Below are 26,646 nucleotides of genomic sequence, written 5' to 3'. Positions count from 1 at the left end.
ACGCCGCGGTTGGTCCCTAGAATGTTCCGCCTCACCCCCGAAAGACTGCTTCCATGACCCAGGGACTGATCCGTATCCGCGGCGCACGCCAGCACAACCTCAAGAACCTGGATCTGGACATCCGCACCGGCGAACTCACGGTGGTCACGGGTCCCAGCGGCTCGGGCAAGTCGAGCCTCGTGTTCGACACGCTCTATGCCGAGGGCCAGCGCCGCTATGTGGAGACCTTCAGCGCCTATGCGCGCCAGTTTCTCGACCGCATGGACAAGCCCGCCGTGGACAAGGTCGAGGGCGTGCCCCCGGCCATTGCCATCGACCAGACCAACCCCGTGCGCTCCAGCCGCTCCACCGTGGGCACGATGACGGAGCTGAACGACCACCTGAAGCTGCTGTTCGCCCGTGCAGGCCAGCTGTTCGACAAGCAGACAGCGCAGCCCGTGCGGCACGACACGCCAGAGACCATTTATGCGGAGCTGCAGCAGCGCAGCGCCGCTGCGGACGACCCGCGCATTGTGTTGACCTTCCCGGTCGAGCTGCCTGCCAACACCTCCGCCGAGCAGGTCGAGCAATGGCTGTCTGCCAGCGGCTTCACCAAGGTGCAGGCGGAGCGCGAAGTGGCCACGCCCACTGGCCCACGCAAGGTGCTGGATGTGGTGGCGGATAGGTTCCGCCTGGGCAACGCTGAAAAGGTGCGCGTGATCGAGGCCATCGAGGTTGCGCTCAAGCGCGGCACGGGGCGGCTCAACGTGTATCGGATGGTTGACGAGGGCGAACCCGAGCTGTGGCGCTTCTCCACCGGCCTGCACTGCCCCGACAGCGACCTGCGCTACAGCGACCCTATTCCGTCGGCCTTTTCGTTCAACTCCGCCGTGGGCGCGTGCGACAGCTGCCGGGGCTTTGGCCGCGTGATCGGGGTGGACTACGGCCTGGTCATCCCCAACGACAAGCTCACGCTGCGGGCGGGCGCCATCAAGACCATACAGACCCCGGCCTGGAAAGAGGCGCAGGACGACCTCATGCGCCACGCCGAGACGGCCGGCATCCCGCGCGACACGCCCTGGAACAAGCTGACCGACGAGCACAAAAAGTGGGTGATCAACGGCTCGCCGAACTGGAACGGCAAGTGGAACCAGCAGTGGTACGGCATCAAGCGTTTTTTTGAATACCTGGAGAGCAAGGCCTACAAGATGCACATCCGCGTGCTCTTGTCCAAATACCGCAGCTACACGCCGTGCCCCACCTGCGCGGGCGCACGGCTCAAGACCGAAAGCCTTTTATGGCGCATTGGCCGCAAGGAAGATGCCGATGCCGCGCTGGAGCCGCCGCTGCGCCGGGCCGCCCCAAGCAGCGGCAGCCCCCTTGAGGGGCAGGGAGGACACGACAGGGCCGAGCGTGGGGGCCAACAGTTCCAACGCTTCATGCCCGAGGGGGTGCAATGGTCGCGTGAGCAGTTGGAAGCGTTGCCCGGCCTGTGTCTGCACGACCTGATGCTGCTGCCCATTGACCGCCTGCGCGCGTTCTTTGCACGCATGCAGTTGCCGGTGGGTGACGACGCGAAAGGCGACGCGCAGGCGAAAACAGGAGAAGCACAAGCGCTTCGGCTGCTGCACGACGAAATCACCACGCGCCTCAAGTACTTGTGCGATGTGGGCATTGGCTACCTCACGCTGGACCGGCAAAGCCGCACGCTCAGCGGCGGCGAGGTGCAGCGCATCAACCTCACCACCGCGTTGGGCACCAGCCTGGTCAACACGCTGTTTGTGCTGGACGAGCCCAGCATCGGCCTGCACCCGCGCGACATGCACCGCATCACCGAGGCCATGCTGCGCCTGCGCGATGCGGGCAACACGCTGGTGGTGGTGGAGCACGACCCGGCCGTGATGCTGGCGGCCGACCGCATGATCGACATGGGCCCCGGCCCCGGCCGCCTGGGCGGGCAGATTGTGTTCGACGGCACCACGGCCGACCTGCGCAAGGCGGACACGCTCACGGGTGCCTACCTGGGTGGGCGCAAGCAGGTGGGCTTTGGCTTCAAGCGCATGGTGACGGAATCGACGCCGCGCCTCATCCTGGAAGGCGCGCGCGAGCACAACCTGCAGGATGTGACGGTGGAGTTCCCGCTGCAGCGCCTGGTCACCGTCACCGGCGTCAGCGGCTCTGGCAAGTCCAGCCTGATCCAGGATGTGCTGGCCCCCGCGCTGCTGCGCCACTTTGGCAAGGCCACGGATGCACCGGGCGCGCACGACCGCCTGCTGGGTGCGGACCATTTGTCGGACATGGTGTTTGTGGACCAGTCGCCCATTGGCAAGACGGCCCGCTCCAACCCCGTGAGCTACGTGGGCGCGTGGGACAGCATCCGCGAGCTGTTCGCAGTCGCGCCGCTGTCCCAACAGCGCAGCTACACCGCGGCCAAGTTCAGCTTCAACAGCGGCGACGGGCGCTGCCCCACCTGCGGCGGCTCGGGCTTCGAGCATGTGGAGATGCAGTTCCTCTCGGACGTGTACCTGCGCTGCCCCGACTGCGATGGCAAGCGCTACCGGCCCGAGATTCTGGAAATCACCATCGAGCGGGGCAGCGAAGGGCCCTGCGGTAGCCGGCGCAGCCTCAACGTGGCCGATGTGCTGGCCCTCACCGTGGCCGAGGCGGCCGACCTGTTTGCCAATGACCGCGACGTGATCCGCGCCCTGCAGCCCATCGTGGATGTGGGGCTCGAATATGTGGCGCTGGGCCAGCCCGTGCCCACGCTCAGCGGTGGCGAGGCGCAGCGCCTCAAGCTCGCGGGCTTTCTGGCCGAAGCGGCGCGCAGCGCGTCCAAGTCACGCCAGGCGGTGGCGCGCAAGGGCACGCTGTTCTTGTTCGACGAGCCCACCACCGGCCTGCATTTTGACGACATCGCCAAGCTCATGCGCGCGCTGCGCAAGCTCATCGACGCGGGCCACTCGCTCATCGTCATCGAGCACAACCTCGATGTGATCCGCGCGAGCGACTGGCTCATCGACCTGGGCCCCGAGGGCGGCGATGCCGGCGGCCTGATCGTGGCCGAGGGCACACCCGAGGAGGTGCGCCAGCACGCCAGCTCGCACACCGGCCAGGCGCTGCGCGACTATGAACTCACGCTGGGCGTGGGCGGGCATTCGGCGCATGAAAAAGCCGCTGCGCTACGAAAATCAGAGCGCCTTGCGCATATGGATAAAGCGCCAGCGGCCAAAAATGCCATTGAAATCGTCAATGCGAAGGAGCACAACCTCAAGAACCTGAGCGTGGACATCCCGCGTGGCAAGTTCAATGTGGTGACGGGCGTGAGCGGCTCGGGCAAGTCCACGCTGGCGTTTGACATCCTGTTCAACGAGGGCCAGCGCCGCTACCTCGAATCACTCAACGCCTATGCCCGGAGCATCGTGCAGCCTGCAGGTCGGCCCGAGGTGGACGCGGTGTACGGCATCCCGCCCACTGTGGCGATTGAGCAGCGCCTGTCGCGCGGAGGGCGCAAGTCCACCGTAGGCACCACCACCGAGGTGTGGCACTTTCTGCGCCTGCTGTACGTCAAGCTCGGCACGCAGCATTGCACCAAAGACGGTGCCGCCGTGCAGCCGCAAACGCCCGAGAGCATCGCGGCCCAGCTGCTCACGCAGTTCCGCGGCCAGCACATCGGCTTGCTCGCGCCGCTGGTGATGAACCGCAAAGGCGTGTACACCGAGCTGGCCGACTGGGCCCGCCCGCGCGGCTACACGCACCTGCGCGTGGACGGCAACTTCCTGCCCACCACCAACTTCCCGCGCATCGACCGCTTCAAGGAACACACCATCGAGCTGCCCGTGGCCAGCCTCGATGTCTCGCCCGAGAACGAAGCCCAGCTCCGCACCGCGCTGGCCGACGCGCTCACGCACGGCAAGGGCGTGGTGCATGTGCTCAGCGGCATCGACACGCTGGCCGCCGCCATGCAAAGCGGTGCGCCCACTGCGGGCATCGGCCATTTGCAGGCGTTCTCTACCAAGCGCGCCTGCCCCGTGTGCGCCACCAGCTATGCCGAGCTGGACCCGCGCCTGTTCTCGTACAACAGCAAACACGGCTGGTGTCCCGACTGCGTGGGCACCGGCGTCAAGCTCACCAAAGACCAGCGCAAGGTGTTTGACGACTCGGTACAAGACGACAAGGAAAAAGGCCGCGAGCAAACCTTTGCCGAGCCCGAGGTGGAAGACCTGGCCGACACCGCCTGCCCGAGCTGCAGCGGCACACGCCTGAACGCCACGGCGCGCGCCGTGCGGTTTGCTGGGGTTGGCATCACCGACATTGCGGCCCTCTCCGTGACCGACGTGCGCCGCTGGATCGAGACCCTGCGCATCGAAGGCGGCATGACCCAGCGTGAGGCGGACATTGCCCGCGACCTGGTGCCCGAGATCCAGAGCCGCCTCGAATTCTTGGAAGAAGTGGGCCTGGGCTACCTCACGCTAGACCGGGGCGCGCCCACGCTCAGCGGTGGCGAGGCCCAGCGCATTCGCCTGGCCGCGCAGCTGGGCAGCAACCTGCAGGGCGTGTGCTACGTGCTCGACGAGCCCACCATCGGCCTGCATGCGCGCGACAACCAGATCTTGCTCAACGCCCTGCACAAGCTCGGCGACAAGGGCAACACGCTGGTGGTGGTGGAGCATGACGAAGACACCATCCGCCGCGCCGACCACATCATCGACATTGGCCCCAGCGCCGGTAAACGCGGCGGGCATTTGGTGGCGCAGGGCAGCGTGGCCGACATCACGGGCGCCGCAGATTCGCAAACCGGCCGCTACCTGCTGCACGCCATGAAGCACCCACTGCAACTGCGCCGCAGCATGGTGGCTGGCGAGGTGAGCGCCGAAGCCACGGCCGCCTTTGCCCAGGCCGAGGCGGCAGCGCCCACCGGGCGACAAAGCGCCGCCGTCAAGAAGCGCGCAGCCCAGGCGGCATCGCTGGCCGCCGACGCGCTGACCGAGGCCAAGGAACGCGCCGCCATGCGCTGGCTCACGGTGCACGGCGCGCAGCTGCACAACCTGCAGAACGTGACGGCCACCGTGCCGTTGCATCGTTTAGTCGCAGTGACGGGCGTGAGCGGCTCGGGCAAGTCCACGCTGGCGCGCGATGTGCTGCTGGCCAATGTGCAGGCCTGGGTGCAGCAGCGCAGTACCAAGGCAGGGCGCGATGCGATGGACGCAGGCAAGGCGCCGCCGCTGGTCGGTTGCACGGGCCTGTCGGGCTTTGAGAGCATCGACCGCGTGCTCGAAGTGGACCAGACGCCCATCGGTAAAACGCCGCGTTCCTGTCCAGCCACCTACATCGGCTTTTGGGACACCATCCGCAAGCTGTTTGCCGAGACGCTGGAGGCCAAGGCGCGTGGCTACGCGGCCGGGCGCTTCAGCTTCAACACCGGCGAAGGCCGCTGCCCCAGCTGCGAAGGCGCGGGCGTGCGCACCATCGAGATGAGCTTTTTGCCCGATGTGAAGGTGCCGTGCGAAACCTGCCACGGCGCGCGCTTCAACCCCGAAACGCTGGCCGTGACCTGGCGCGGCAAGAGCATTGGCGATGTGTTGCAGATGGAGGTGGACGAGGCCGTGGGCTTCTTTGCCACCATGCCCAGCATCGCGCACCCGCTGCAGCTTTTGAAGGACGTGGGCCTGGGTTACCTAACGCTGGGCCAGCCGTCGCCCACGCTGTCCGGTGGCGAGGCGCAGCGCATCAAGCTCGTGACCGAGCTGACCAAGGTGCGCGACGAAGTGGGCCGCCGGGGTCAGAAAGCGCCACACACGCTGTACGTGCTGGACGAGCCCACCGTGGGCCTTCACATGGCCGACGTGGACAAGCTCATCCGCGTGCTGCACCGCCTGGTGGATGGCGGCCACAGCGTGATCGTCATCGAGCACGACCTGGATGTGATTGCCGAGGCCGACTGGATCCTGGACCTAGGGCCCGAGGGCGGCAACGCCGGTGGCCGCATCGTGGCCGCCGCCACGCCCGAGGATGTGGTGGCCTCTGGAACGCACACGGGCAAGGCGCTGGCGGGGGTGCTGGCGCGTTGACGGTATCGCTGTGGTGACGCCCAATCGCATCGGACGCAAGCCCGCCGTCACCCCCGTGGTCTGGCTTCACCCCGAAGCACCGCCGAAGCCTGCAGAAGGCGCGCCGTGCAACGGCTGCGGCCTGTGCTGCCTGGCGGAGCCCTGCCCGCTGGGCATGTGGGTTTCGCGTCGCCGCACGGGGGCCTGTGCGGCGCTGCGCTGGAGCGACGCGGATCGGCGCTACCGGTGCGGCGTAGTGAGCGATCCGGGGGCGGTCACGGGCTGGACGAATCCGTGTGCCCTGCGCGCGCTGGCATGGCTTGCCCGGCGCTGGATTGCAGCCGGCGCGGGCTGCGATGCGGATGTGCAGGTACAGGTTCCTCGGCAATGAACCGGCGCCCGAGTGGCGCCGGAGCGCTCAGCGCGCCAGGGTCACCCACGCCTGCGTGAGGCGCTGCACCAGATCTTGCGGGCGTCGTACCAGCGCGTAGCCCTGGCTGCCAAACAGCATCGGCAGGTAGTCATGGGCTTCGTGGTCGATGGTCACGCAAAACGGGATCAGGCCCGCATCGCGCGCTTCCTGCACGGCATGGCGGGTGTCTTCCAGGCCGTAGCGTCCTTCGTAGATATCGAGGTCGTTGGGCTTGCCGTCGGTCAGCACCAGCAGCAGCCGCTGGCGCTCGGGGCGCGCACCCAAGCGGCGGGTGGCGTCGCGCACTGCGGCGCCCATGCGGGTATAGAAACCCGGCTTGAGCGCGCCGACGCGCGAGCGCACGGTGTTGTTCCAGCGTTCGCCAAAGCCCTTGATGTGCTGGATTCGCACATGCTGGCGTCTCACCGAGCTGAAACCCAGCATTTCAAAGGCATCGCCGGTGGCTGAGAGCGCTTCGCCAAACACATACAGCGCATCGCGGATCACGTCGATCACGCGGGCGTGGTCGGTGGCGTAGGCGTCGGTGGAAAGCGACAGATCGGCCAGCAGCAGCGTGGCCAGGCTGCGTTCGCCGCGCTGGCGCCGGATGTAGACCGGCGGCGCGTCGCTGTGCTGCACGCCGCTGCGGGCTTCGGTCTGAAAGCGCACCCAGGCATCGATGTCGAACTCGTCGCCCAGCGTTTGCCCGTTCTGCCAGCGTGGCGCGGCGTGCAGCACTTCCAGGCGCCGGCGCACGCGCCTGGCTGTGGCCCGCAAGGCCTGCGGGGGGATGTAGGGCGTTCCCGGCCGGGCCACCGCGCATTGCACCGCGCAGTGCTCCGGTTGCAGCACACGGCGGCGCCAGTCCCATTCGGGCGTTTTGCGGCCGGGGCCCAGCGGCAGGTCATCGGCCGAGGCGCTGGGCAGGTCCAGGTCGAACTTGATGCGCGAGGCCGTGGTCTGCTCGCCGCGCGCCAGCGACAAGGTGTCCATGTCGTTGGCGGCCGCCGTGGCGTTGGGGTCGACTTCGTCGTCCGTGCCACGGTCCAGGCGGATCAACTCGCTCCAGGTGGTAATGGACTCGGTCTTGGCTGCCACCAGCAGCGGGTTGCGCGCCTCTTTCTGTTCGACGCGGCGCGAGCGGCGGCGCTGCTTGCTGTCGGCGTCGGGCGCGCCGTCCGGGCGCTCGCCCGAACCGTCGCCTGTATGGCCCGAGGTGCCCGCAGGTGCGTTGCCCAGGCCAGCGGTCAGCCACAGCCAGACCGGGGCGACTTGCGCTGGTTCGACGAACAGCGGGCCATGGTCGTCACCACGCAGTGCTGCCTGCACGGCAGCCTCAAAGGGTGTTGCGTCGGCGCGCAGGCTGGCCAGTGCAGGGCGTTGCGCAAGATGCGCCTGTGCCAGGCGCGCGTGGGGGCTGCGCAGGCCGGCAAAGCGCTGTAGCGCCCGCGCCGTGGCGGCACGGTTGTCGGCGATCCAGTCGCCCGTGGGTTCAAATACTGCGGCCAGCGCGGCCAGCCACAGGTAGAGCTCGCGGTTGAGTTCCCGCTGGTCAAACACTGCCAGCTGTGCGGGCATGGCCAGCGTTTCCCAGTCGAGTACCGGCAGGGGCACGCGGATACCGCTGCCGGCCAGGCGTTGCAGCCAGCCACGGGGCCCACCATGGCGGCTGTCGGCCACCGGTGCCACGCGCACAGCGGCGTCGCCGCCGCCCGCGCGGTAGAGCAGGGCGATGCTGCGGCGCATCTCTTCAAGGGTGACTTGCACATGGGCACGGTCGGGCTCTGCGGCGCGGGTGACGGCACGGTGCCACCACTGGCCAATCCACTCTTCCATCAGCGCTGCTCCTCGCGGCGCTGGCGAAGGGTTTCGCGCACGGCGTCCAGGCCCACCTTCCATTCCAGCGTGGGTGTGCGGCCCTGTGCGGTTTGCGTGGTGTCGCAGGCCGTCAGGCACTGGCCGCACTGCACGCAGGCAAACATCATGCGCTTGATGTTGCGCGGGTTCAGGCGCATGGGGCAGGCGTGGTCGCAGGCGCTGCCACGCGCGCCAGCGGATTGCCGCGCCGCTCCAAGATCCGCGTGCGCCCCCTCGGTGGGCAGACGCCGAAGACGGCTTGGGGGCATGACCTCGCAGGTTTTGCACTCGCGCGCCCGTTCGCGGGCGAACGAGACCACCATGCCCTTGGGGTTGGCCATCCAGGCCAGGCTCTGGAACAGGCCCACCGCGCAGCCGTAGCGGCAAAAAAGGTGCCGCGCGAGCGTGAACTCCAGCGTGAAGACCAGAGTGCCCACCACCAGAAAGCGGGCCTGGTTGGGGGTGAGGGTGCCATGCACCAAGTTGCCCCAGACCAGGGTGGGAGGAAGCAGGTAGGTCAGCAGCGTGATGGCCCAGACAAAACCAAAGACCATGCAGGCCACCAAAAACACCGGCCACCAGCGCTTGTCAGCCGTGCGGCCCGGGCGGGGTGTAGGCGACTTGTCCCACACGCTGAGCTTGCCGGTGGCGCGGTGCAGCAGGTCGTTGAGGGTTTCGACCAGCGAAAAATGGGGGCACAACCAACCGCAATAGAGACGGCCAAAGTGGTAGGCCACGGTCAAAAAAGCGGTAACGAGTGCCAGAACGGGCAGGATGCCGCGCCACACAATGGACCAGGCGGTTTGCACCGCAGTGGCGTCGCCGCGCAGGAAGGCGTCAATGCCCAGTGACCAGCGAAAGCCGAGCACCCAAAGCTGGGTTTCGGTCAGGTCAAAACGCAGCAGATTGAGCGCGGGGGCCAACAAGAAAACGGCAAAAAAGACAGCCTGGAACCAGCGCCGGCGCCGCTGCAGTTGGGCGGTGGCCGGCAGTGCCGCCGGGGCGCCGCTGCCTTGTATTGTTTGTGTGCTGGCCGGGGTGGCTGCGCTGGAGCAGCCAGAGGCCGACGCACAGCCAGAGCAATCAGTCATCATCGCCCACCACGGCGCGCACGACCTCGTCGAGCGCACGCACGGTCTCGGTGTCGTCGGTCAGCGCGTCCACCACGGCAGCGCGGCAGGCGTCGCGCAGCGGCAGGCCCGAGGCCACCAGCCGCGCGGCCATGACCAGCAGGCGGGTGCTGGCGGTCTCTTCTAGGTCGTGGTCAGTCAGGCGGCGCAGGGCCTGGGCGAGTTGCACCAGGCGGGCGGCCAGCGCGGGTGAGGCGTGGCCCTCACGCTCCAGAATGGCGCGTTCCACTGCGGGTGCAGGGTAGTCCAGCGTCAGCGCCGTGAAGCGCTGCCGCGTGCTGGGCTTGAGTCCCTTGAGCAGGTTCTGGTAGCCCGGGTTGTACGAGATGACCAGCATGAACTCGGGCGGGGCCTTGAGCAGCTCGCCCGTGCGCTCGATGGGCAGCAAACGCCGGTCGTCGGCCAAGGGGTGCAGCACCACGGTAGTGTCCTTGCGGGCTTCCACCACTTCGTCGAGGTAAAGGATGGCGCCGCTGCGGACCGCCCGGGTGAGTGGCCCGTCGGACCAGACCGTGTTGCCTTGGCCGATCAGGTGGCGGCCCACCAGGTCCGCCGCGCTGAGGTCGTCATGGCAGGACACGGTGATCAGCGGGCGCCCCAGCCGGGCCGCCATGTGCTCTACAAAGCGCGTTTTGCCGCACCCCGTGGGACCCTTGATGAGCAGCGGCAACTGCTGGGTGAAGCAATGCGCAAAGAGCGCGCATTCGCCCCCTTGTTCCGCATAGAACGGTGCCCCACCCGCAGGCCGCAGGCCCGGGCCAGTGGGGGCGCCCAGAGCCGGCGGCGTGATTGCTGCGTGGGCGTGTTCCATGGTCAGGCCCGTTGCATGCGGCCACCCGGAATGGCCGCCACTTCCTGCTCATCTTTTGCAGGGCCGATGAAGAAACTTGACAGGTAGGTCAGCAGCCCGATCAGGAACATCACGCCGCCTGCCACGCGCACCCAGTAGAAGAAGGCCAGCTGGTCTTGCGTTGCCATGAAAGACATCGCACCCGAGGTAGGCATGCGCTGCAGCCACACCTGGAGGATGCCGGCGCCGCTCAGGGCCAGCACCATCACGGCCATGCCGATGCTCATGATCCAGAAGCTCCACATCTCGGCACGCTGCGCGCGCATGGGTTGGCTTCGCGGCCGCGCATCAGCGGCATGGAGTAGCTGATCAGGGCCAACACCACCAGCACATATGCGCCGTAGAAAGCCAGGTGGCCGTGCGCGGCCGTGACCTGCGAGCCGTGCGTGTAGTAATTGACCCAGCTCAGCGTGTGAATGAAGCCCCAGACACCCGCGCCCAGGAAAGCGATGACGGCGGTGCCCACGGCCCACAGCACGGCAGCCTGGTTGGGGTGCTCGCGGCGGCGGCGTTGCACCATGTTGAAGGCAAACAGCGTCATCATGAAGAACGGAATGGGTTCGAGCGCAGAGAACACGCCGCCCACCCAGTGCCAGTAGCCTGGCAGGCCGATGAAGTAGAAGTGGTGGCCCGTGCCCAGGATGCCCGAGATCAGCGCGAAGGCGACGATCATGTACATCCACTTGTCGATCACTTCGCGGTCCACACCGGTGGTTTTGATCAGAACGAACGCCAGCAAAGCGGCCATGATCAGCTCCCAGGTGCCTTCCACCCACAGGTGCACGACGAACCACCAGTACATCTTGTCGCGCACCAGGTTGCTGGGGTTGACGAAGCTGAACAGGAACATCAGCGCCAGGCCCCAAAGGCCCAGAAGCAGCACCAGCGAGATGGCCGTCTTGCGGCCCTTGAGCACCGTCATGCTGATGTTGAAGAGAAAGCCCAGTGCCACCACCACGATGCCGACCTTGGTGGGCAAGGGTTGCTCCAGGAACTCGCGCCCCATGGTGGCCAACAGGTCGTTGCCGGTCATTTCGGCCAGCGTGGCATAGGGCACCAGCAGGTAACCCAGGATAGTCAGGGCGCCGGCCGCCAGGAAGATCCAGAACAGCACCTTGGCCAGCAACGGGCTGTAGAGCTCGGTTTCACTCTCTTCGGGCACCATGAAATAGGCCGCGCCCATGAACCCGAACAGCAGCCACACGATCAGCAGGTTGGTGTGAACCATGCGGGCAATGTTGAAGGGAATGGCCGGGAACATCAGGTCGCCGATCACGTATTGCAGGCCCAGCGTCAGACCAAACAGGATCTGGCCGGTGAACAGTCCCAGCGCCGCGATGAAGTACAGCTTGGCGACCGACTGTGATTGGTATTTAAGGGTTGCGGGTTGCATTTTGGTGTCCTTGAATGTGGGGTCTCAGTGCACTGAGATGCTTACCCTTCGATGTTGGGTGGCCACTTTTCAGTGTTGATGCCATTGGTCCAACGCAGGAACTCGACCAGATCGTCCAGTTGCGCCTCCGTGAAGTTGAACTGTGGCATCTGGCGGCGCCCTGGCGTGTGCGTGGGCATGGCCTTGATCCAGCCCTTGATGAAATCAGGGCCACGGCGTTGGTAGACGTTGCCCAGCTCGGGCGCAAAGTAGGCGCCTTCACCCAGCAGCGTGTGGCAGCCGATGCAGTTGCGCGTCTCCCATAAATGCTTGCCACGAACAACTGCTGGCGTGATGTCCCCCGATTTCGAACGCTCGGGGATCTTGGTTTCGGTGTGGAAGACGAGCGCCGCAAACAAAAGCACGAAAAAGACCGTGCCCCCATAGAAAATATTGCGTGCCATCTGGCTGGTGAAGCCTTGACTCATGGTGTACCTCATGCAGTGATGAATCCGCATCGTATTGACATTGCGGCTCAAACGGTTGATTAGAATCAATAAGATTCATGCGGAATGAATCTTACGTTGCAATCTTGCGCATGTCACTGAGTAGGCGACCGGAAACGTCAAAAAAAATCGATAGTTGCTTGCGCACAACTCCCGCTGCAATGGCGGCGAATCAACAGGCAGGATGTCCTTCATGCATGGCTCTACACCCACCGCTTTGTCCTCTGAAAGCAATGAACTGCACCCGGCGACGGGGGCGCAGACTGGTGCGCACCTCCATGCACAGGCTCACGACGCAACCCCCCGGCTCCGTGGTGACCTGGGGGTGTGGCTGGTCATCCTGATGGAGTTGCTGACCTTTGCCATCCTCTTTGTGTCTTTTGCCTTTGCCCGCACGCGCGAGGTGGCGCTTTTCAATGCCTCGCAAGCCACGCTCAACCTAAACGCCGGTGCGCTCAACACCGTGCTGCTGATCTCGGGTAGCTGGTGCGTTGCCAGCGCGGTGGCCGCAGTGCGGCGCAATGCCTCGGTGGTGGGTGCGCGCTGGCTCCTGGGCGCGCTGGGTTGCGGCGGTGGCTTCGTGGTGGTCAAGCTGGGCGAATATGCCCAGAAGCTGGCCTCCGGGGTGGATCTTTCGACCAACACGTTCTACATGTTTTACGTTCTGTTAACCGGTTTTCATTTTCTGCATGTGGTGGTCGGCATGCTGGCCATCACGTATCTTTGGCTGAAAACGCGGCGGGGCCGCTACAGCAGCCACGATTGCCACGCACTGGAGACGGGCGCTGCGTTCTGGCACATGGTCGATCTGCTGTGGATCGTGTTGTTCCCACTCGTTTATGTGATGCGTTGAGGACATTGCAAATGCCTGCTTTTTCACGCACCCAGGTCTGGCTGATATTGCTGGCCATCACCGCCACAACGTACTGGATTGGCGAGGCGGGTCTTTCCGGTCATGGCTCGATGGTGCCGGTGCTGGCCCTGTTTGGCCTGGCGTTTGCCAAGGGCTTGTTGGTGTGCCTCGACTTTCTGGAGTTGCGCCATGCGCCAGCGCTGTGGCGCTGGCTGGTGGTGGGCTGGCTGGCAATGGTGGTGGCACTGATTGTGCTGGCCTACTGGATCAGCCTGCGATAGGTGTTATCAGGTTGCCCAGTGGGTCGGTGCCAGCCGCGCACGGCGTCATGCCGTTGACTTGTCGATGTCATATGGGCTGGGCAGCATGGCCTGCTCTTTACAGGAGTCCATTGCCATGACGCTGCCCGGTGCACTGAACGACCATGACGATCTGATGCGGCGCATCGCGAGCGATCTGGTGGACAGCTACGACGAAGAAATCGAGCTCGAGCTGGAAGACCGCAGCATCGACGAGCTGGAGGGCCGCCACACCACCGACCGGGCGGAGCGCCAGGCCTATTTCAAAGAGCTGTTTCGCCTGCAGGGCGAGCTGGTCAAGCTGCAGGACTGGGTGCAGCACACGCGCAAAAAAGTGGTGATCCTGTTTGAGGGTCGTGACGCGGCCGGAAAGGGCGGCGTCATCAAGCGCATCACCCAGCGCCTGAATCCCCGCGTGGTGCGCGTGGCCGCGCTGCCCGCACCCAACGACCGCGAGCGCACGCAGTGGTACTTCCAGCGCTACGCCGCGCACCTGCCTGCCGCTGGCGAGATGGTGTTGTTCGATCGCAGCTGGTACAACCGCGCAGGCGTCGAGCGCGTGATGGGCTTTTGCACCGACGACGAGTACGAGGAGTTCTTTCGCACCGTTCCCGAGTTCGAGAAGATGCTGGTGCGCTCGGGCATCACGCTGATCAAATACTGGTTTTCCATCACCGATGACGAGCAGCACCTGCGATTTCTGGGCCGCATCCACGACCCGCTCAAGCAGTGGAAATTGAGCCCCATGGACCTGGAAAGCCGCGTGCGCTGGGAGGCCTACACGAAGGCCAAGGAAACCATGCTGGAGCGCACCCATATCCCCGAGGCGCCCTGGTGGGTGGTGCAGGCGGTGGACAAGAAAAAGGCGCGCCTGAACTGCATTGCGCACCTGCTGGATCAACTGCCCTACCACGAGGTGGCGCACGCCCCGGTGGAGTTGCCAGCGCGGGTGCGCAACCCCGAATACCTGCGCCAGCCGGTGCCCGCCGAGATGTACGTGCCTCAGCGGTACTGAGCGCGCCGGGCTGGCGCGTTGGTGACAGCCGCTAGGGGTTTCCTGCATGCCGCAGAGCACACCGTTGCAGTCCAATGGCGGTGTCTTTGTCTGATTTCAGGAACCCGCCATGCAACGTCGCCAGATCATCCAATGGGGAGCTGCCAGCCTGGCCGCACCCGCTTTCATGGCCCAGGCCCAGAGCTTCCCCAGCAAACCCATCAAACTGGTGATCGCCTTCCCGGCGGGTGGCCCCACCGACATCACCATGCGCTCGCTGGCCGACAATGCCAGCCGCATCCTGGGGCAACCCGTGATCGTCGAAAACAAGCCTGGTGCCGGTGGCACGCTGCCGGCGCAAGCCTTGCAGACTGTGGCGGCCGACGGCTACACCATCGCCCAGATACCGCTGGGCGTGTTCCGCCTGCCCTACACCACCAAGATCAACTGGGACCCGGTCAAGGACATCAGCTATGTGATCAATGTCACTGGCTATGCCTTCGGCATCGTGGTGCCGGCCGATTCTCCGCTCAAAACCTGGACGCACTTTGTTGCCTGGGCCAAGGCCAACCCGGGCAAGCTCAGCTACGGCTCCACCGGCACCATGACCAGCCCGCACCTGACCACCGAGTTGATCGCACAAAAGCTTGGCATCGAACTGCTGCATGTGCCCTACAAGGGCAGCGCCGACCTGATGCAGTCCATCCTGGGCGGCAACATCATGGCGGCGGCCGACTCCACGGGCTTTGCCCCGCAGGTCGAGGCCGGCAAGCTGCGCGTGCTTAACACCTGGGGCGCCGAGCGCCTGGCCAAGTTTCCCGATGCACCCACGCTCAAGGAGCTGGGTCTGGACATCGTGCAGAACTCGCCGTTTGGCATCGGCGCGCCCAAGGGCACGCCGCCCGCGGTGGTCAAGCGCCTGCACGATGCCTTCAAGCAGGCCATGGAACAAGACAGCTACAAAACGGCGCTGGCGCGCTACGATATGGTGCCCATGTACATGGGCACCGCGGCCTACCAGAAGTTTGCGCAGGACACCTTCACGCGCGAAAAGGCTCTGATCGAGAAGCTGGGGCTGGCGAAGGGGCAGTAATGCTCTGTTTTCGGTAGCGGTTATTGCTTATCGGTGCAGCGATATGGCGCTAAAGGGCCCCAAGGCTGCAGCCGCCACATCAGTCCAGGCCCAGTTCGCGGGCGTCCGCCAGGTGGGCGTCCCACGCCCCGTTGAGGCGCGGGTCGGGGTCGCGGGTCAGGTAGCGGCTGCCTCGTGCCGCCCGTACAAGCAATGCCCCGCCCGCAGCGGCCTGCAGCGCGGCCGTGCCGCGACGCTCTGAACGCAGGGATACGGCGATCAGGGCCAGCCCAAGGCCGGCCACCATGAGATTCTCACTGGGCTGGCGCGCCCTTGTCCGGTCGATGGCCTGCCAGTGTCGGAGTGTGTTGATCAAGTCCATACCCAACTCTAGCGCAGCTTGGGTGTGCCGGGGCGCCGCTGGCCTTGCCGGATGACATCAAAGTGTCAGCAGCACCGCGCGGGCGACCTCCGCAAAACCCGCGCCGCGCTCGCCCTGTGTCACATAACGCGGCAGGTGCGTGAGCTGGGGCACGAAACGCGCAATGTTTGCCACGCCCACGCTGTGGGGGAAGTGCTCAAACATGAGCTGGTCGTTGGTCGAGTCGCCCACATACACCCAGCGGTCGATCTCGGCATCCAGGTTGCGCCCGAACAATTCACGCACGATCCAGCGTGCGCCTTCGAGCTTGTTGTGCGCGCCAAACCAGCCGTTGATGTGGATGCTGCTCACCGTGGCGTTCATGCCTGCGTTGCGCATGATGCGCACGGCATGGTCGATGGCGTCTTGCGGCAGGTGCGTGAATTCGCTGTGGTCGATGGCGATGTCGGTTTCGCGGCCCGGCGAATCGGTGGCGCGGCGCGCACGGGGCACCTCGCGCTCGATCTGCGCCAGAACCTGCTGCATGCGAGCGTAATTGGCGGCACGGGTGGCAGGGTCCTGCTGGTATATTTTTGATAGCTGCTCGCGCTTGTCCTGATTGGGCGAGAGGCCAGTTTGGCTCAAGTTTTCAGCCATGCGCCTCAACGCCACGGCACCGTTTTCGGCCACGATGGCATCCACCGGCCAGGTTGCGGCAAACGGCTCGCTCCAGCCCACCGGCCGGCCGGTGATGGGAATCACCTGCAGGCCGCTGGCCTTGAGTGCAGCCAGCGCCTGCAGCGCATCGGGGGTGATGGCGCCGTCGGTGGTCAGCGTGTCGTCGATGTCGGTGAGCACGCCCCGCAGCTGGCCCGGCGCGGGGGCAGGCCATTCGCTCAGGGGGCGCAGGAATGCCGTCACGGGCGCCGTCATCAGTGGTTGCTGTCCAGAGCCAGGCCCGCATGCTCGCGCAGGGGGTGGAAGTGGATTTTCGGAAACCGCTCCTGCGCCAGCCGCACGTCATACGGGCTGGTGCACAGGTAGGCGAGCGCATTGGCGGCGTCGTGGGACAGGCGCATGGGATAGGCGTCGGTAAAGGCGCGCAGGTCGGCCGGGCTGTCGGCGGTGATCCAGCGCGCGCCCGTGTATTGGCAGCCTTCCAGGCGCACATCGGCGTCGTATTCGGCTTTCAGGCGGTGCTGCACCACTTCAAACTGCAGCTGGCCCACGGCGCCCAGCAGCATGGGGCCGCCCACGTCGGGCCGAAAGACCTGGATGGCGCCTTCCTCGCCCAGCTGCGACAGGCCCTGCTGCAGCTGCTTGGTGCGCAGCGGGTTCTTCAAAATCACCGTCATGAACAGCTCGGGCGCGAAGAAGGGCAGGCCGGTGAACTGCAGGTTGGCGCCGTCGGTGATGGTGTCGCCCAGCTGCACGCCGCCGTGCGTGGTAAAGCCGATGATGTCGCCCGCATAGGCTTCTTCCACCGCCTCGCGGCGCTGGCTCATGAAGGTCACCACGCTGGTGGGGCGCAGTTCTTTGCCCGTGCGCTGCACCTTGAGCTTCATGCCCGGTGTGTATTTGCCCGAGGCCACGCGCACGAAGGCGATGCGGTCGCGGTGGTTGGCGTCCATGTTGGCCTGCACCTTGAACACCACGCCGGCAAAGCCTTCGTCCTCGGGCTGAATGGTCTTGACCACAGGCTGCTTGTTGACCTGCAAGGTGCTGATGCGCGGGCCGGGCGGGGGCGACATGTCGACCACGGCATCGAGCACTTCCATCACACCGAAGTTGTTCACGCCCGAACCGAAGAACACGGGCGTGAGCTTGCCGGCCAGAAAGTCGGCATGGTTCCACGCCGCCGAGGCGCCCTGGGCCAGCTCCATGCTCTCCAGCGCATCGTCAAACGACTGGCCAAAGCGCTGGCGCAGCCGGTCGGCCTCGGCCAGCGGCACGACTTCGAAGTCTTTCGGGCCGCGGTCGCTACCGGGGGTGAACACGGTCATGGTCTGCGTGCGCAGATTGATGATGCCGCCAAAGCTCTTGCCCTGGCCCACGGGCCAGGTGATGGGGCAGCAGGGCATGCCCAGCTCGCGCTCCACCTCGTCAAGAATGTCCAGCGGGTCGCGCACCTCGCGGTCCATCTTGTTCACGAAGGTGATGATGGGCGTGTCGCGCTGGCGGCAGACCTCGATCAGGCGGCGCGTCTGCGCTTCCACACCGTTGGCCGCGTCAATCACCATCAGGGCCGAGTCCACGGCGGTGAGCACGCGGTAGGTGTCTTCCGAGAAGTCCTTGTGGCCGGGGGTGTCGAGCAGGTTGATGACGTGGTCGCGGTAGAGCATCTGCATGACCGAAGAGGCCACCGAGATGCCGCGCTGCTTTTCGATTTCCATCCAGTCGGATGTTGCGTGGCGGCTGGCCTTGCGGCCTTTGACGGCGCCGGCGATCTGGATCGCGCCCGAGAACAGCAGCAGCTTTTCCGTCAGCGTCGTTTTACCGGCGTCGGGGTGGGAAATGATGGCAAAGGTACGGCGGCGCCGGGTTTCAGAGGCGTAGGACACGGGGGTTCCAGAAGGTGGGCAGGGCGCAGGGGCCCTGCAGGGGAAAACGGTGGGCCAGCCTCTGCACAGCGTGGGACAGGGCGGCCGAACCCATGATTTTACCGGGCATGCAAGCGGCCGGGCCCGGGGCCCATGCAACTGCTTTTATAATCGCCGGCATCCGAGGAGCGTTGCAGCGCCCCCAGCTACTGGCGGGGCGTGAGGCTCGGAGTCATCCAGCAACGACGCTCATCCACTTATCGTGCGGTGAGCTCCCTGTGTCTCCCCGCGTCAAGTGGCTTTTCAAACATGCTTTGGAGCACACCATGAACGCACGCGTCAACGCCCCGTCAACACCGACTGCATCATTGCCGACATCGGCTTGGCCGAATGGGGCCGCAAAGAGATCCGCATCGCCGAAACCGAAATGCCCGGCCTGATGGCCATCCGCGAGGAATTCGCCGCCAAGCAGGCGCTCAAGGGTGCGCGCATCACCGGCTCGCTGCACATGACCATCCAGACCGCCGTGCTGATCGAGACGCTGCAGGCCCTGGGTGCCGAAGTGCGCTGGGCATCGTGCAACATCTTCTCCACGCAGGACCATGCCGCCGCCGCCATTGCCGCCGCCGGTACCCCGGTGTTCGCGATCAAGGGCGAAACCCTGGCCGAATACTGGGACTACACCCACCGCATTTTTGACTTTGGCCCCGCCGGCAGCGAAGGCGAAGGCCCCAACCTGATCCTGGACGATGGCGGCGACGCCACGCTGCTGATGCACCTGGGCAAGCGCGCCGAAAAAGACGCCTCGCTGATCGCCAACCCCACCAGCGAAGAAGAAACCTGCCTGTTCGCCTCCATCAAGGCCAAGCTGGCCGTGGACCCCACCTGGTACAGCCGCAAGAGCGCGCAGATCATTGGCGTGACCGAAGAAACCACCACCGGCGTGCACCGTTTGAAGGAAATGTCGGCCAAGGGCAGCCTGATGTTCCGCGCCATCAACGTGAACGACTCGGTGACCAAGTCCAAGTTTGATAACCTGTATGGCTGCCGCGAATCGCTGGTGGACGGCATCAAGCGCGCCACCGACGTGATGATCGCCGGCAAGGTGGCCGTGGTGGCGGGCTACGGTGACGTGGGCAAGGGCAGCGCCCAGGCCCTGCGCGCCCTGAGCGCCCAGGTGTGGGTGACCGAGATTGACCCCATCAACGCCCTGCAGGCCGCGATGGAAGGCTATCGTGTAGTGACCATGGAATACGCCGCCGACAAGGCCGAAATTTTCGTGACCACCACCGGCAACCGCGACGTGATCACGTTCGAGCACATGCAGGCCATGAAGGACCAATCCATCGTCTGCAACATTGGTCATTTCGACAACGAAATCCAGGTGGCCAAGCTCGAAGAGCACTGCCAGTGGGAAGAAATCAAGCCCCAGGTGGACCATGTGATCTTTGCCGATGGCAAGCGCATCATCCTGCTGGCCAAGGGCCGCCTGGTGAACCTGGGTTGTGGCACGGGCCACCCGAGCTTCGTGATGTCCAGCTCGTTTGCCAACCAGACCATCGCCCAGATCGAGCTGTTCACGCACAGTGATTTCTACGAAAACGGCAAGGTCTACGTGCTGCCCAAGCACCTGGACGAAAAGGTGGCGCGCCTGCACCTCAAGAAGGTGGGCGCCATGCTGACCGAGCTGAGCGACGAGCAGGCCGCCTACATCGGCGTGCCCAAGCAAGGCCCTTACAAGCCCGATACCTACCGGTATTGAACCGCGCTTGCTGCTGTCATGCTCCTGTTATAGGAGCTGGTAGCGCAGGCCGTACAAGCGCTAGAGCCTGTTTTAATAGAAATTAATCGTCTGCTGACGAGAGAGTGACGCATGCGCGCAGATGTTTTTTTGGTGGATGGCGGTCATGCGGCCACGCGCTCGCAGGCGCAGCGGCTGATTGCCGCGGGCGTGGAGTGGCGCCTGTCGCCGCTGGCGCCCTGGCAGAAGGTCGCCAAGAACGGCGACGAGATTCCCTCCCTGGCCGAGGTGCGGCTGCTCGACGATGCCGAGGCCAAATACATCTCGCGCGGTGGGCTCAAGCTCGAAGGCGCGCTGCGCGCCACCGGCTTGTCGGTGGCGGGGCTGCGCTGCCTGGATGTGGGGCAGAGCACGGGCGGCTTTACTGACTGCCTGCTGCAGCACGGCGCAGCGCAGGTGATTGGCGTGGACGTGGGCCATGGCCAGTTGCACGAACGGCTGCGCTGCGATCTGCGCGTGGTCTGCGTCGAGGGCGTGAACGCGCGTTCGCTGACGGCGCAGGCCTTGCAGCAAGCCTGTGAACTGGCGCTGTCCGAAGTCGTCGAGGCCGAAGAGGACAACGAGACCCAGCCCGAGGCACCCTACAGCTGGATGCGCAATGGCGGGCAGGTGGACGAGGAATACGACGACAGCAATGACGCCAAGGACAAGGACATCGAGACCTTCAAGTCTGAGCGCGCAGCCCGTGCCAAGGCGCGCGAGCAGGGCACGCTGCCGATTGAGCGCCGCCGCCGCGCCGAATGCGCCAATGTGGACATCACGCCAGTGTTTGATGTGATCACGGGCGACCTGTCATTTATCTCGCTCACGCTGGTTCTGCACGCGCTGGTGCCACTGCTGGCACCGGGCGGTAGCCTGCTGATGCTGGTCAAGCCACAGTTTGAGCTGCAGCCCGGCCAGGTCGGCAAGGGTGGCATCGTGCGCGATGCCGCGTTGTACGCGGTGGTGGAGCAACGCATCCGCGACTGCTGCGCCGAACTGGGCCTTGCGGTGCAGGCCTGGCTGGACAGCCCCATCAGCGGTGGCGACGGCAACCACGAGTTTTTTGTTTTTGCGAGGAGGGGCGCATGACTGCGGCCAACGCACCAGCCACCGGTTTGCCGGTGAGCTTTGAATTCTTTCCGCCCAAGACGCCCGAAGGCGCGGGCAAGCTGCGCGCCGTGCGCCAGCAGCTGTATGCGCTGCAACCCGAGTTCTGCTCGGTCACCTATGGCGCGGGCGGATCGACGCAAGAGGGCACCTTCGGCACCGTACAGGAGATCCTGGCCGAGGGCGTGAGCGCGGCCTCGCACTTCTCGTGCATCGGTGCCACGCGCCAGTCGGTGCGCGAGGAGCTGGCCACGCTCAAGGCCATGGGTGTCAAGCGCCTGGTGGCGCTGCGTGGCGATCTGCCCAGCGGCTATGGCATCGGGGGCGAGTTCCACTACGCCAGCGACCTGGTGGCCTTCATTCGGGCTGAGACCGGGCGCGATTTCCACATCGAGGTGGCCGCCTATCCCGAAGTGCATCCCCAGGCCAAGTCGGCCGATGCCGACCTGCAGGCCTTTGCCGCCAAGGTGCGGGCGGGCGCTGATTCGGCCATCACGCAGTACTTCTTCAATGCCGATGCGTATGAGCGCTTTGTGGACGATGTGCGCCGCATGGGGCTGGATGTGCCCGTGGTGCCCGGCATCATGCCCATCATGGGGTCCTCGCAGCTGATGCGGTTTTCCGATGCCTGCGGCGCCGAGATTCCACGTTGGATCCGGCTGCGCCTGCAGGGCTTTGGCGACGATACGGCGTCGATCCGGGCCTTTGGCCTGGACGTGGTGACTTCGCTGTGCGAACAGCTGCGCCAGCGCGGCGTGCCGGGGCTGCACTTCTACACCATGAATCAGAGTGCAACAACGCTGGAGTTGTGCCGGCGCCTCGGTTTGTAATGGGGCGTTGGGTGGCTTGGGCGCTGGAGCCGGGTTGCGTTGTCGCTGGAGAAGGTGGATGGAATCGTCACCTCGCGGTGCGTCCATTCGTTTATTTTCAGGAAGAGGTGATTGATGCAACTGTCTGACCGGATGCGGCACTGGCGCGATCTGCTGGGCTTGGGGGCGCTTGCCTGCGTTCTGGCGGCCTGTGCACCGATGCCGGTGGCAGACAAGGCAGCCCCTGAAGTGGCCCCCGAAATGTCGGCCGAGCCCCGCAACGCGTGCGAGCTGGCCCAGCAGCGGGCGCCCCCGCTCGCGGTTTTGCGCGCCGTCGGCCGGCAAGCCGGGCGAGCCGCTACCCAAGCCCGTGTTGCCTGAGCCCGTTCGCAGCGAGCCTGCCAGGCGCGGTGCCACCGGCACGGTGTTGCCTGAGCCCCCGGCCGAGTCCGTGCGCGAGAGCGACCAGCAGGGCCTGGCCTCGTGGTACGGCCCGCGCTTTCATGGCCGGCGCACGGCCAGTGGCGAAATCTTCAACCGCCGCGACCTCACCGCCGCGCACCGCACCCTGCCTTTCGGCACCCGGGTGTGCGTGCGCAGCCAGCTCACCGGCCGCGCCGTGGTGGTGCGCATCAACGACCGCGGCCCCTTTGCCGTGAACCGCGTGATTGATGTAAGCCAGGCCGCCGCCCAGGAGCTGGGCATGCAGGGCCTGGGCATCAAGCCCGTGGAGCTGTGGCTGCTGGAGGACGGCGAGGGCGACTGTCCCCAATCGCTGTCGGTGTCGGCACCGTAGGGCCCTGGCAGGGCGTTGTCCGAAGCCGCTGTCAGCCGCCCGATTCGAGCGTGTGGGTGGCGTGCTTGTCCTGCGCCAGCAGTTCCGCCATCTGGGGCAGGGCCGCCTTCAAGGCGGCTTTCAGGGTGAAGGGTGGATTGATCAGAAACATGCCGCTGGCGGGCAGGCCGGGGCGTTTGACTTCGCCCTCCGCAGTCTCGGTGAGCTTGCTGGACTTGACGGTCAGCGTGGCATGCAGCCAGCTCTTGCCTGCCTTGGTGGCCAGGGTTTTGAGGCGGCGCGGCAGGTCGTGCGCTTCGGGGCGCGGAATGATGGGGTACCAGACGGCGTAGGTGCCGGTGGCAAAGCGCTTGAGCGCGTCGGCGGCCATGTCCAGCACCTTGGCATAGTCGCTCTTCATTTCATAGCTGGGATCGCACAACACCAAAGCGCGGCGGGCCGGTGGGGGCAAAAATTTGCGGATACCTTCGAAACCGTCTTCGTGCAGCACGGCCACCTGCCGGCCGGCCTCCAGTTGCGCCACGTTGCCGGCCAGCGCGCGCAGGTCGGTCGGGTGCAGCTCAAACAGCTTGAGCTTGTCGTGGTCGCGCAGCAGCCGCTGGATGATGAAGGGCGAGCCGGGGTACACCTTGGTGGTGGCGCCCTGGTTGAAGGCTTTCACCATGTCCACATAGGCCTGCAGCGCGGGCGTGAGGGCGGCAGCGCCCGGTGCCGTGAGGCGCAAGATGCCGTCCACCGCCTCGCCGCTGGTGCTGGCATAGTCGCCATCGAGCCGGTACAGGCCCGCGCCCGCATGGGTGTCGAGCACGGTGAGGGCCGCGTCTTTTTCGGTGAGGTGTTGCAAGGTGGCAATCAGCACGGTGTGCTTGAGCACGTCGGCGTGGTTGCCCGCATGAAAGGCGTGGCGATAACTGAACATGGCGCAATGGTAACGACTCGGCCCCTGGTTGCCCGGGGCGCTGCTGCACCGCGCAACACCGTCGCGTCGCGTTAGCTAGAGTGTCGGGCGTCAAAGCTATGAAAACAGGAGCTGTTTGCGCATGCTGCAAAAGGGATGTGTGCCGTTTTCGCCTTGCTTTGCCGTGTGTGGTGCTGGCGCGGTCCGGGGCGGCGCGGCTCGGACAAGGGGGCAAAAACGGCACAATCGGTGGCGTTCGTGCCACTGGGTGATGTTTTTGGCAGACACGATGCCTTTTGTTTCCGGGATCGGCGGCGCATGCATCATGATGGCAGCCGAGACGGTCCGGGCGCCACCACTCCACCCCCTAGCTGCCCAGGACATGTGCCTGCATTACCTTGTCCATGATGATTGAAAACCCCAGTCCAACTTCTGCCAGCCGCGTGAACCATGTGGACGCGCTGCCACCGGGCACCCGCCTGGCCGAGTTTGAAATACTGGCGTTGCTCGGGGTGGGCGGTTTTGGCATGGTCTACAAGGCGTTCGACCATTCGTTGCACCGCGCCGTGGCCATCAAGGAATACATGCCGTCGGCGCTGGCAGGCCGCTCGCAGGGACAATCGCTGTGGGTGCGATCGTCGTCCGACCAGCAGACCTTCCAGGCCGGGCTGGCGTCCTTCATGGGCGAGGCGCGCCTGCTGGCGCAGTTTGACCATCCGTCCCTGGTGAAGGTTTTCCGTTTCTGGGAGGCCAACAACACCGCATACATGGTCATGCCGCTCTACACCGGCATGACGTTCAAGCAGGCGCGCGCGCAGATGCGCACGCCGCCCCCTGAGGCCTGGCTGCGCAAGATGCTCTGGTCGGTGTTGGGTGCGCTTCGGGTACTGCACGAGGGCAACACGCTGCACCGGGATATCTCTCCGGACAACATCTTCCTGCAGGACAACGGGCCGCCGGTGCTGCTGGACCTGGGGGCGTCGCGCCATGCCATCAACGACCAGGGCCGCAAGCACACCGCCGTGCTCAAGGTGAACTACGCGCCCATCGAGCAGTATTCCGAAGGCGACGATGAGTTGCGCCAAGGCCCCTGGAGCGATCTGTATTCGCTGGCTGCGGTGGTGTACGGCTGTCTGTGCAACGACACCCCGCTCCCGGCTACGCTGCGCTCCATCCGCGACCGCATGGTGTCGTTTTCGCGCGTGGCCAGGACCGTCCAGCGCCAGTTCGGGGTGGAGTATTCGGCGCCATTCGTCACCGCCATCGCCCAGGCTCTTGCACTGCGCCCCGAGGATCGACCCCAGAGCATTGACGCCTTCCTGCAAACCATGGGCATGACCTCGCCGCCCGAAGGGATCGAGCATTTCGACTTCCGCGCCGAGCTGGGGAGTATCTGGGTGGAGCCGGCGGACCATCCGGGCCCTGGTGTGCCTGCCCCCACGGTAGACGTGACCTCAGCACCCCGCCCAATGGCCGATCTGGAGGACCTGACCTACCGTTCGGCCAGGCCTGTCCTGCCTTCCGCTGGCGCGCCCATGCAGGATGGGCGTGACATCCATGCCAACGAAGGGCCTGACACGGTGGCGGCAGACATGGCCGACACGGTATTCATCGATGTCGGAGACTCGGTGTTCGAGGATGCCCATGCTGCCGACAAGGCCCCGGTGGTGCCGCCTGCGCGTGCGGAGCGCCCGGGGCGAACGCGAAAAGATCCAGGCAATCAGGCGCAGGCGCCGGAGCGCGCTGCCGCAGGCACCCGGGCTCGTCTGCAATCGTCGCCGGTGTGGCTGTTGGGGGCTTTCTTGGCGCTGGCCATCGTGGCGGTGGCACTGTGGTGGGCTCAGGGCCGGTCTGCCTCGCGGCCCGCCGATGACATCCTCACTGAACTCAAGGAGCCGGCGGCCGCGCCGGTCGCTGCGACGGCTGCGGTGGCAGCTGCCCCGGTGCAGGCCGTGCCAGCCAGCCCGGCCAGCGACGCGCCACTGGCGGGCATCGCCGACAAGGAGGCCGTGTCAGGTGCAGGCAGCTTGAGCGCCGCGCCAGCGGTTGTCGAAGCCCCTGCAGTGCGCCCCGCCGTGCGCTCTGCCGGGCAGCGCCGCAACTTGTCCGAGCCTGCCGGTGCCGCTCCGGTGGCGGTGCAGGACATGCCTGCGCCGCATCCCGAGTCGGTGGTGGCACCCAAACCCAAAGTGACCACTGTGCGCACAGCAGGTCCGCAAGAGGCGTGCGCCGACGCAGGCTTCCTGGCCCGCCCCCTGTGCATCTTCAATGAATGCAAAAAGCCGGGTCTGACAGGGCATCCGGTGTGCGTGGAAGCCCGCCGGCGGCAGGAAGATGACCTGCAGCGCCGGCAGATGCAAAACTGAGGCAAAGGCCACATCTGGCGATCCTGCTTGCCAAAAAAGAGCGCTGCTTCGTATAATGGCAGGCTTCGCAGCGCTTTTGTGGTCCCGCGGCGAAGATTCAATCCCACCTAAGAGGCTTCCGAAAGAGAAGCACCGACCGTGGAAAAGGACCCGCCAAACCCTCTTCTCAAGAGAAAACTCATGACTACTACTTTCAGCGCTAAGCCCGCTGAGGTCGTGCACGAGTGGTTTGTGATTGACGCGACCGACAAGGTCCTCGGACGAGTAGCCAGCGAAGTTGCTCTCCGTTTGCGCGGCAAACACAAGGCCATTTACACGCCTCACGTCGACACCGGTGACTTCATCGTCATCATCAACGCCGCCCAGCTCAAGGTTACCGGCACCAAGTCCCTGGACAAGGTGTACTACCGCCACTCGGGTTACCCCGGCGGTATCACGGCCACGAACTTCCGCGACATGCAAGCCAAGCACCCCGGCCGCGCGCTGGAAAAGGCTGTCAAGGGCATGCTGCCCAAGGGTCCCCTTGGCTACGCGATGATCAAGAAACTCAAGGTGTACGGTGGTGCTGAGCATCCCCACACCGCCCAGCAGCCCAAAGCGCTGGAAATCTAAGGA

General features: G+C 65.5%; 21 protein-coding genes, 1 pseudogene and 1 riboswitch. Of the genes and pseudogenes, 13 read left to right on the top strand and 9 right to left on the bottom strand.

From position 1 onward, the window contains the following. Nucleotides 1–53: 53 nt before the first annotated feature. Nucleotides 54–6,047 (top strand): excinuclease ABC subunit UvrA, encoded by a 5,994-nt coding sequence (locus tag CBP34_RS16520; RefSeq protein ID WP_094098664.1) that lies wholly within the window; start codon nucleotides 54–56, stop codon nucleotides 6,045–6,047. Nucleotides 6,048–6,060: 13 nt separating this feature from the next. Further along, the gene (locus tag CBP34_RS16515) at nucleotides 6,061–6,417 is read left to right on the top strand and encodes a hypothetical protein (RefSeq protein WP_236748444.1); all 357 of its coding nucleotides are present in this window, start codon (nucleotides 6,061–6,063) and stop codon (nucleotides 6,415–6,417) included. Between the two features lie 27 nt (nucleotides 6,418–6,444). On the opposite strand, the gene CBP34_RS16510 is transcribed toward CBP34_RS16515, so the two are convergent. The 5 genes and pseudogenes from CBP34_RS16510 to CBP34_RS16490 form a co-directional block, all read right to left on the bottom strand. Next, the gene (locus tag CBP34_RS16510; RefSeq protein ID WP_094098663.1) at nucleotides 6,445–8,274 is read right to left on the bottom strand and encodes a nitric oxide reductase activation protein NorD; all 1,830 of its coding nucleotides are present in this window, start codon (nucleotides 8,272–8,274) and stop codon (nucleotides 6,445–6,447) included. Further along, on the bottom strand, nucleotides 8,274–9,389 hold the full coding sequence (locus CBP34_RS16505) for a 4Fe-4S binding protein (protein WP_094098662.1): 1,116 nt from the start codon (nucleotides 9,387–9,389) through the stop codon (nucleotides 8,274–8,276). The genes CBP34_RS16510 and CBP34_RS16505 overlap by 1 nt, the downstream gene beginning before the upstream one ends. After that, nucleotides 9,379–10,236 carry a CbbQ/NirQ/NorQ/GpvN family protein gene (locus tag CBP34_RS16500; RefSeq protein WP_094098661.1) on the bottom strand — a complete coding sequence of 286 codons (858 nt, stop codon included), beginning with the start codon at nucleotides 10,234–10,236 and terminating at the stop codon, nucleotides 9,379–9,381. Before CBP34_RS16500 ends, CBP34_RS16505 begins: the two co-directional genes overlap by 11 nt. A 2-nt stretch (nucleotides 10,237–10,238) precedes the next feature. Then, nucleotides 10,239–11,668 (bottom strand): annotated as a pseudogene (locus CBP34_RS16495) (cbb3-type cytochrome c oxidase subunit I). A gap of 41 nt (nucleotides 11,669–11,709) precedes the next feature. Next, nucleotides 11,710–12,135: a c-type cytochrome gene (locus CBP34_RS16490; RefSeq protein WP_086913349.1), complete on the bottom strand. Its 426-nt coding sequence runs from the start codon at nucleotides 12,133–12,135 to the stop codon at nucleotides 11,710–11,712. 211 nt (nucleotides 12,136–12,346) lie between these two features. On the opposite strand from CBP34_RS16490, the gene CBP34_RS16485 reads away from it, so the two are divergent. From CBP34_RS16485 to CBP34_RS16470, 4 genes are all read left to right on the top strand, one after another. After that, nucleotides 12,347–13,006, top strand: a complete 660-nt coding sequence (locus CBP34_RS16485; protein ID WP_094099229.1) for a cytochrome c oxidase subunit 3 family protein — start codon at nucleotides 12,347–12,349, stop codon at nucleotides 13,004–13,006. An 11-nt stretch (nucleotides 13,007–13,017) separates the two neighbouring features. After that, nucleotides 13,018–13,287 (top strand): cytochrome C oxidase subunit IV family protein, encoded by a 270-nt coding sequence (locus CBP34_RS16480; RefSeq protein ID WP_094098660.1) that lies wholly within the window; start codon nucleotides 13,018–13,020, stop codon nucleotides 13,285–13,287. A gap of 115 nt (nucleotides 13,288–13,402) precedes the next feature. Continuing rightward, complete coding sequence (gene ppk2, locus CBP34_RS16475; RefSeq protein WP_086914194.1) at nucleotides 13,403–14,320, top strand: polyphosphate kinase 2; 918 nt, start codon at nucleotides 13,403–13,405, stop codon at nucleotides 14,318–14,320. 109 nt (nucleotides 14,321–14,429) lie between these two features. After that, the gene (locus CBP34_RS16470) at nucleotides 14,430–15,392 is read left to right on the top strand and encodes a Bug family tripartite tricarboxylate transporter substrate binding protein (RefSeq protein WP_086913347.1); all 963 of its coding nucleotides are present in this window, start codon (nucleotides 14,430–14,432) and stop codon (nucleotides 15,390–15,392) included. Between the two features lie 79 nt (nucleotides 15,393–15,471). Here the strand turns inward: CBP34_RS16470 and CBP34_RS16465 are convergent, their stop codons facing one another. The 3 genes from CBP34_RS16465 to CBP34_RS16455 are packed head-to-tail and all read right to left on the bottom strand — an operon-like array spanning nucleotide 15,472 to nucleotide 18,293. Next, complete coding sequence (locus CBP34_RS16465; RefSeq protein WP_157896500.1) at nucleotides 15,472–15,753, bottom strand: hypothetical protein; 282 nt, start codon at nucleotides 15,751–15,753, stop codon at nucleotides 15,472–15,474. A gap of 57 nt (nucleotides 15,754–15,810) precedes the next feature. Beyond that, the gene (locus CBP34_RS16460; RefSeq protein WP_208616345.1) at nucleotides 15,811–16,665 is read right to left on the bottom strand and encodes an HAD-IIB family hydrolase; all 855 of its coding nucleotides are present in this window, start codon (nucleotides 16,663–16,665) and stop codon (nucleotides 15,811–15,813) included. Then, a complete protein-coding gene (locus CBP34_RS16455) occupies nucleotides 16,665–18,293 on the bottom strand; it encodes a peptide chain release factor 3 (protein ID WP_094098658.1) in 1,629 nt (542 codons plus the stop codon). Before CBP34_RS16455 ends, CBP34_RS16460 begins: the two co-directional genes overlap by 1 nt. A 158-nt stretch (nucleotides 18,294–18,451) precedes the next feature. Continuing rightward, a riboswitch (S-adenosyl-L-homocysteine riboswitch) is annotated at nucleotides 18,452–18,530 on the top strand. A gap of 106 nt (nucleotides 18,531–18,636) precedes the next feature. Between CBP34_RS16455 and ahcY the strand changes: the two genes are divergently transcribed. From ahcY to CBP34_RS16435, 5 genes are all read left to right on the top strand, one after another. Further along, nucleotides 18,637–20,034, top strand: coding sequence for an adenosylhomocysteinase (gene ahcY / locus CBP34_RS16450; protein WP_094099227.1), 1,398 nt, complete (start codon nucleotides 18,637–18,639; stop codon nucleotides 20,032–20,034). A 111-nt stretch (nucleotides 20,035–20,145) separates the two neighbouring features. Then, entirely contained in the window at nucleotides 20,146–21,144 is a 999-nt protein-coding gene (locus CBP34_RS16445; RefSeq protein ID WP_094098657.1) for a TlyA family RNA methyltransferase, read from the top strand. Further along, the gene (metF, locus tag CBP34_RS16440; RefSeq protein WP_086913342.1) at nucleotides 21,141–21,992 is read left to right on the top strand and encodes a methylenetetrahydrofolate reductase [NAD(P)H]; all 852 of its coding nucleotides are present in this window, start codon (nucleotides 21,141–21,143) and stop codon (nucleotides 21,990–21,992) included. Before CBP34_RS16445 ends, metF begins: the two co-directional genes overlap by 4 nt. 114 nt (nucleotides 21,993–22,106) lie before the next feature. After that, complete coding sequence (locus tag CBP34_RS20140; RefSeq protein ID WP_236748442.1) at nucleotides 22,107–22,352, top strand: hypothetical protein; 246 nt, start codon at nucleotides 22,107–22,109, stop codon at nucleotides 22,350–22,352. Next, on the top strand, nucleotides 22,345–22,767 hold the full coding sequence (locus tag CBP34_RS16435) for a septal ring lytic transglycosylase RlpA family protein (RefSeq protein ID WP_236748441.1): 423 nt from the start codon (nucleotides 22,345–22,347) through the stop codon (nucleotides 22,765–22,767). The genes CBP34_RS20140 and CBP34_RS16435 overlap by 8 nt, the downstream gene beginning before the upstream one ends. A gap of 31 nt (nucleotides 22,768–22,798) precedes the next feature. On the opposite strand, the gene CBP34_RS16430 is transcribed toward CBP34_RS16435, so the two are convergent. Beyond that, nucleotides 22,799–23,686 carry a 23S rRNA (adenine(2030)-N(6))-methyltransferase RlmJ gene (locus CBP34_RS16430; protein ID WP_094098656.1) on the bottom strand — a complete coding sequence of 296 codons (888 nt, stop codon included), beginning with the start codon at nucleotides 23,684–23,686 and terminating at the stop codon, nucleotides 22,799–22,801. Nucleotides 23,687–24,072: 386 nt separating this feature from the next. On the opposite strand from CBP34_RS16430, the gene CBP34_RS16425 reads away from it, so the two are divergent. Beyond that, nucleotides 24,073–26,031, top strand: a complete 1,959-nt coding sequence (locus CBP34_RS16425) for a serine/threonine protein kinase (protein ID WP_094099225.1) — start codon at nucleotides 24,073–24,075, stop codon at nucleotides 26,029–26,031. Between the two features lie 180 nt (nucleotides 26,032–26,211). Continuing rightward, complete coding sequence (gene rplM / locus CBP34_RS16420; protein WP_056414298.1) at nucleotides 26,212–26,643, top strand: 50S ribosomal protein L13; 432 nt, start codon at nucleotides 26,212–26,214, stop codon at nucleotides 26,641–26,643. Nucleotides 26,644–26,646: the final 3 nt, after the last annotated feature.

It is taken from the genome of Acidovorax carolinensis (genome assembly GCF_002157145.1).
Lineage (GTDB): Bacteria > Pseudomonadota > Gammaproteobacteria > Burkholderiales > Burkholderiaceae_C > Acidovorax > Acidovorax carolinensis.
The sequence above is the reverse complement of the archived record's forward strand: the minus strand, read 5'-3'. Positions and strand labels throughout refer to the sequence as shown.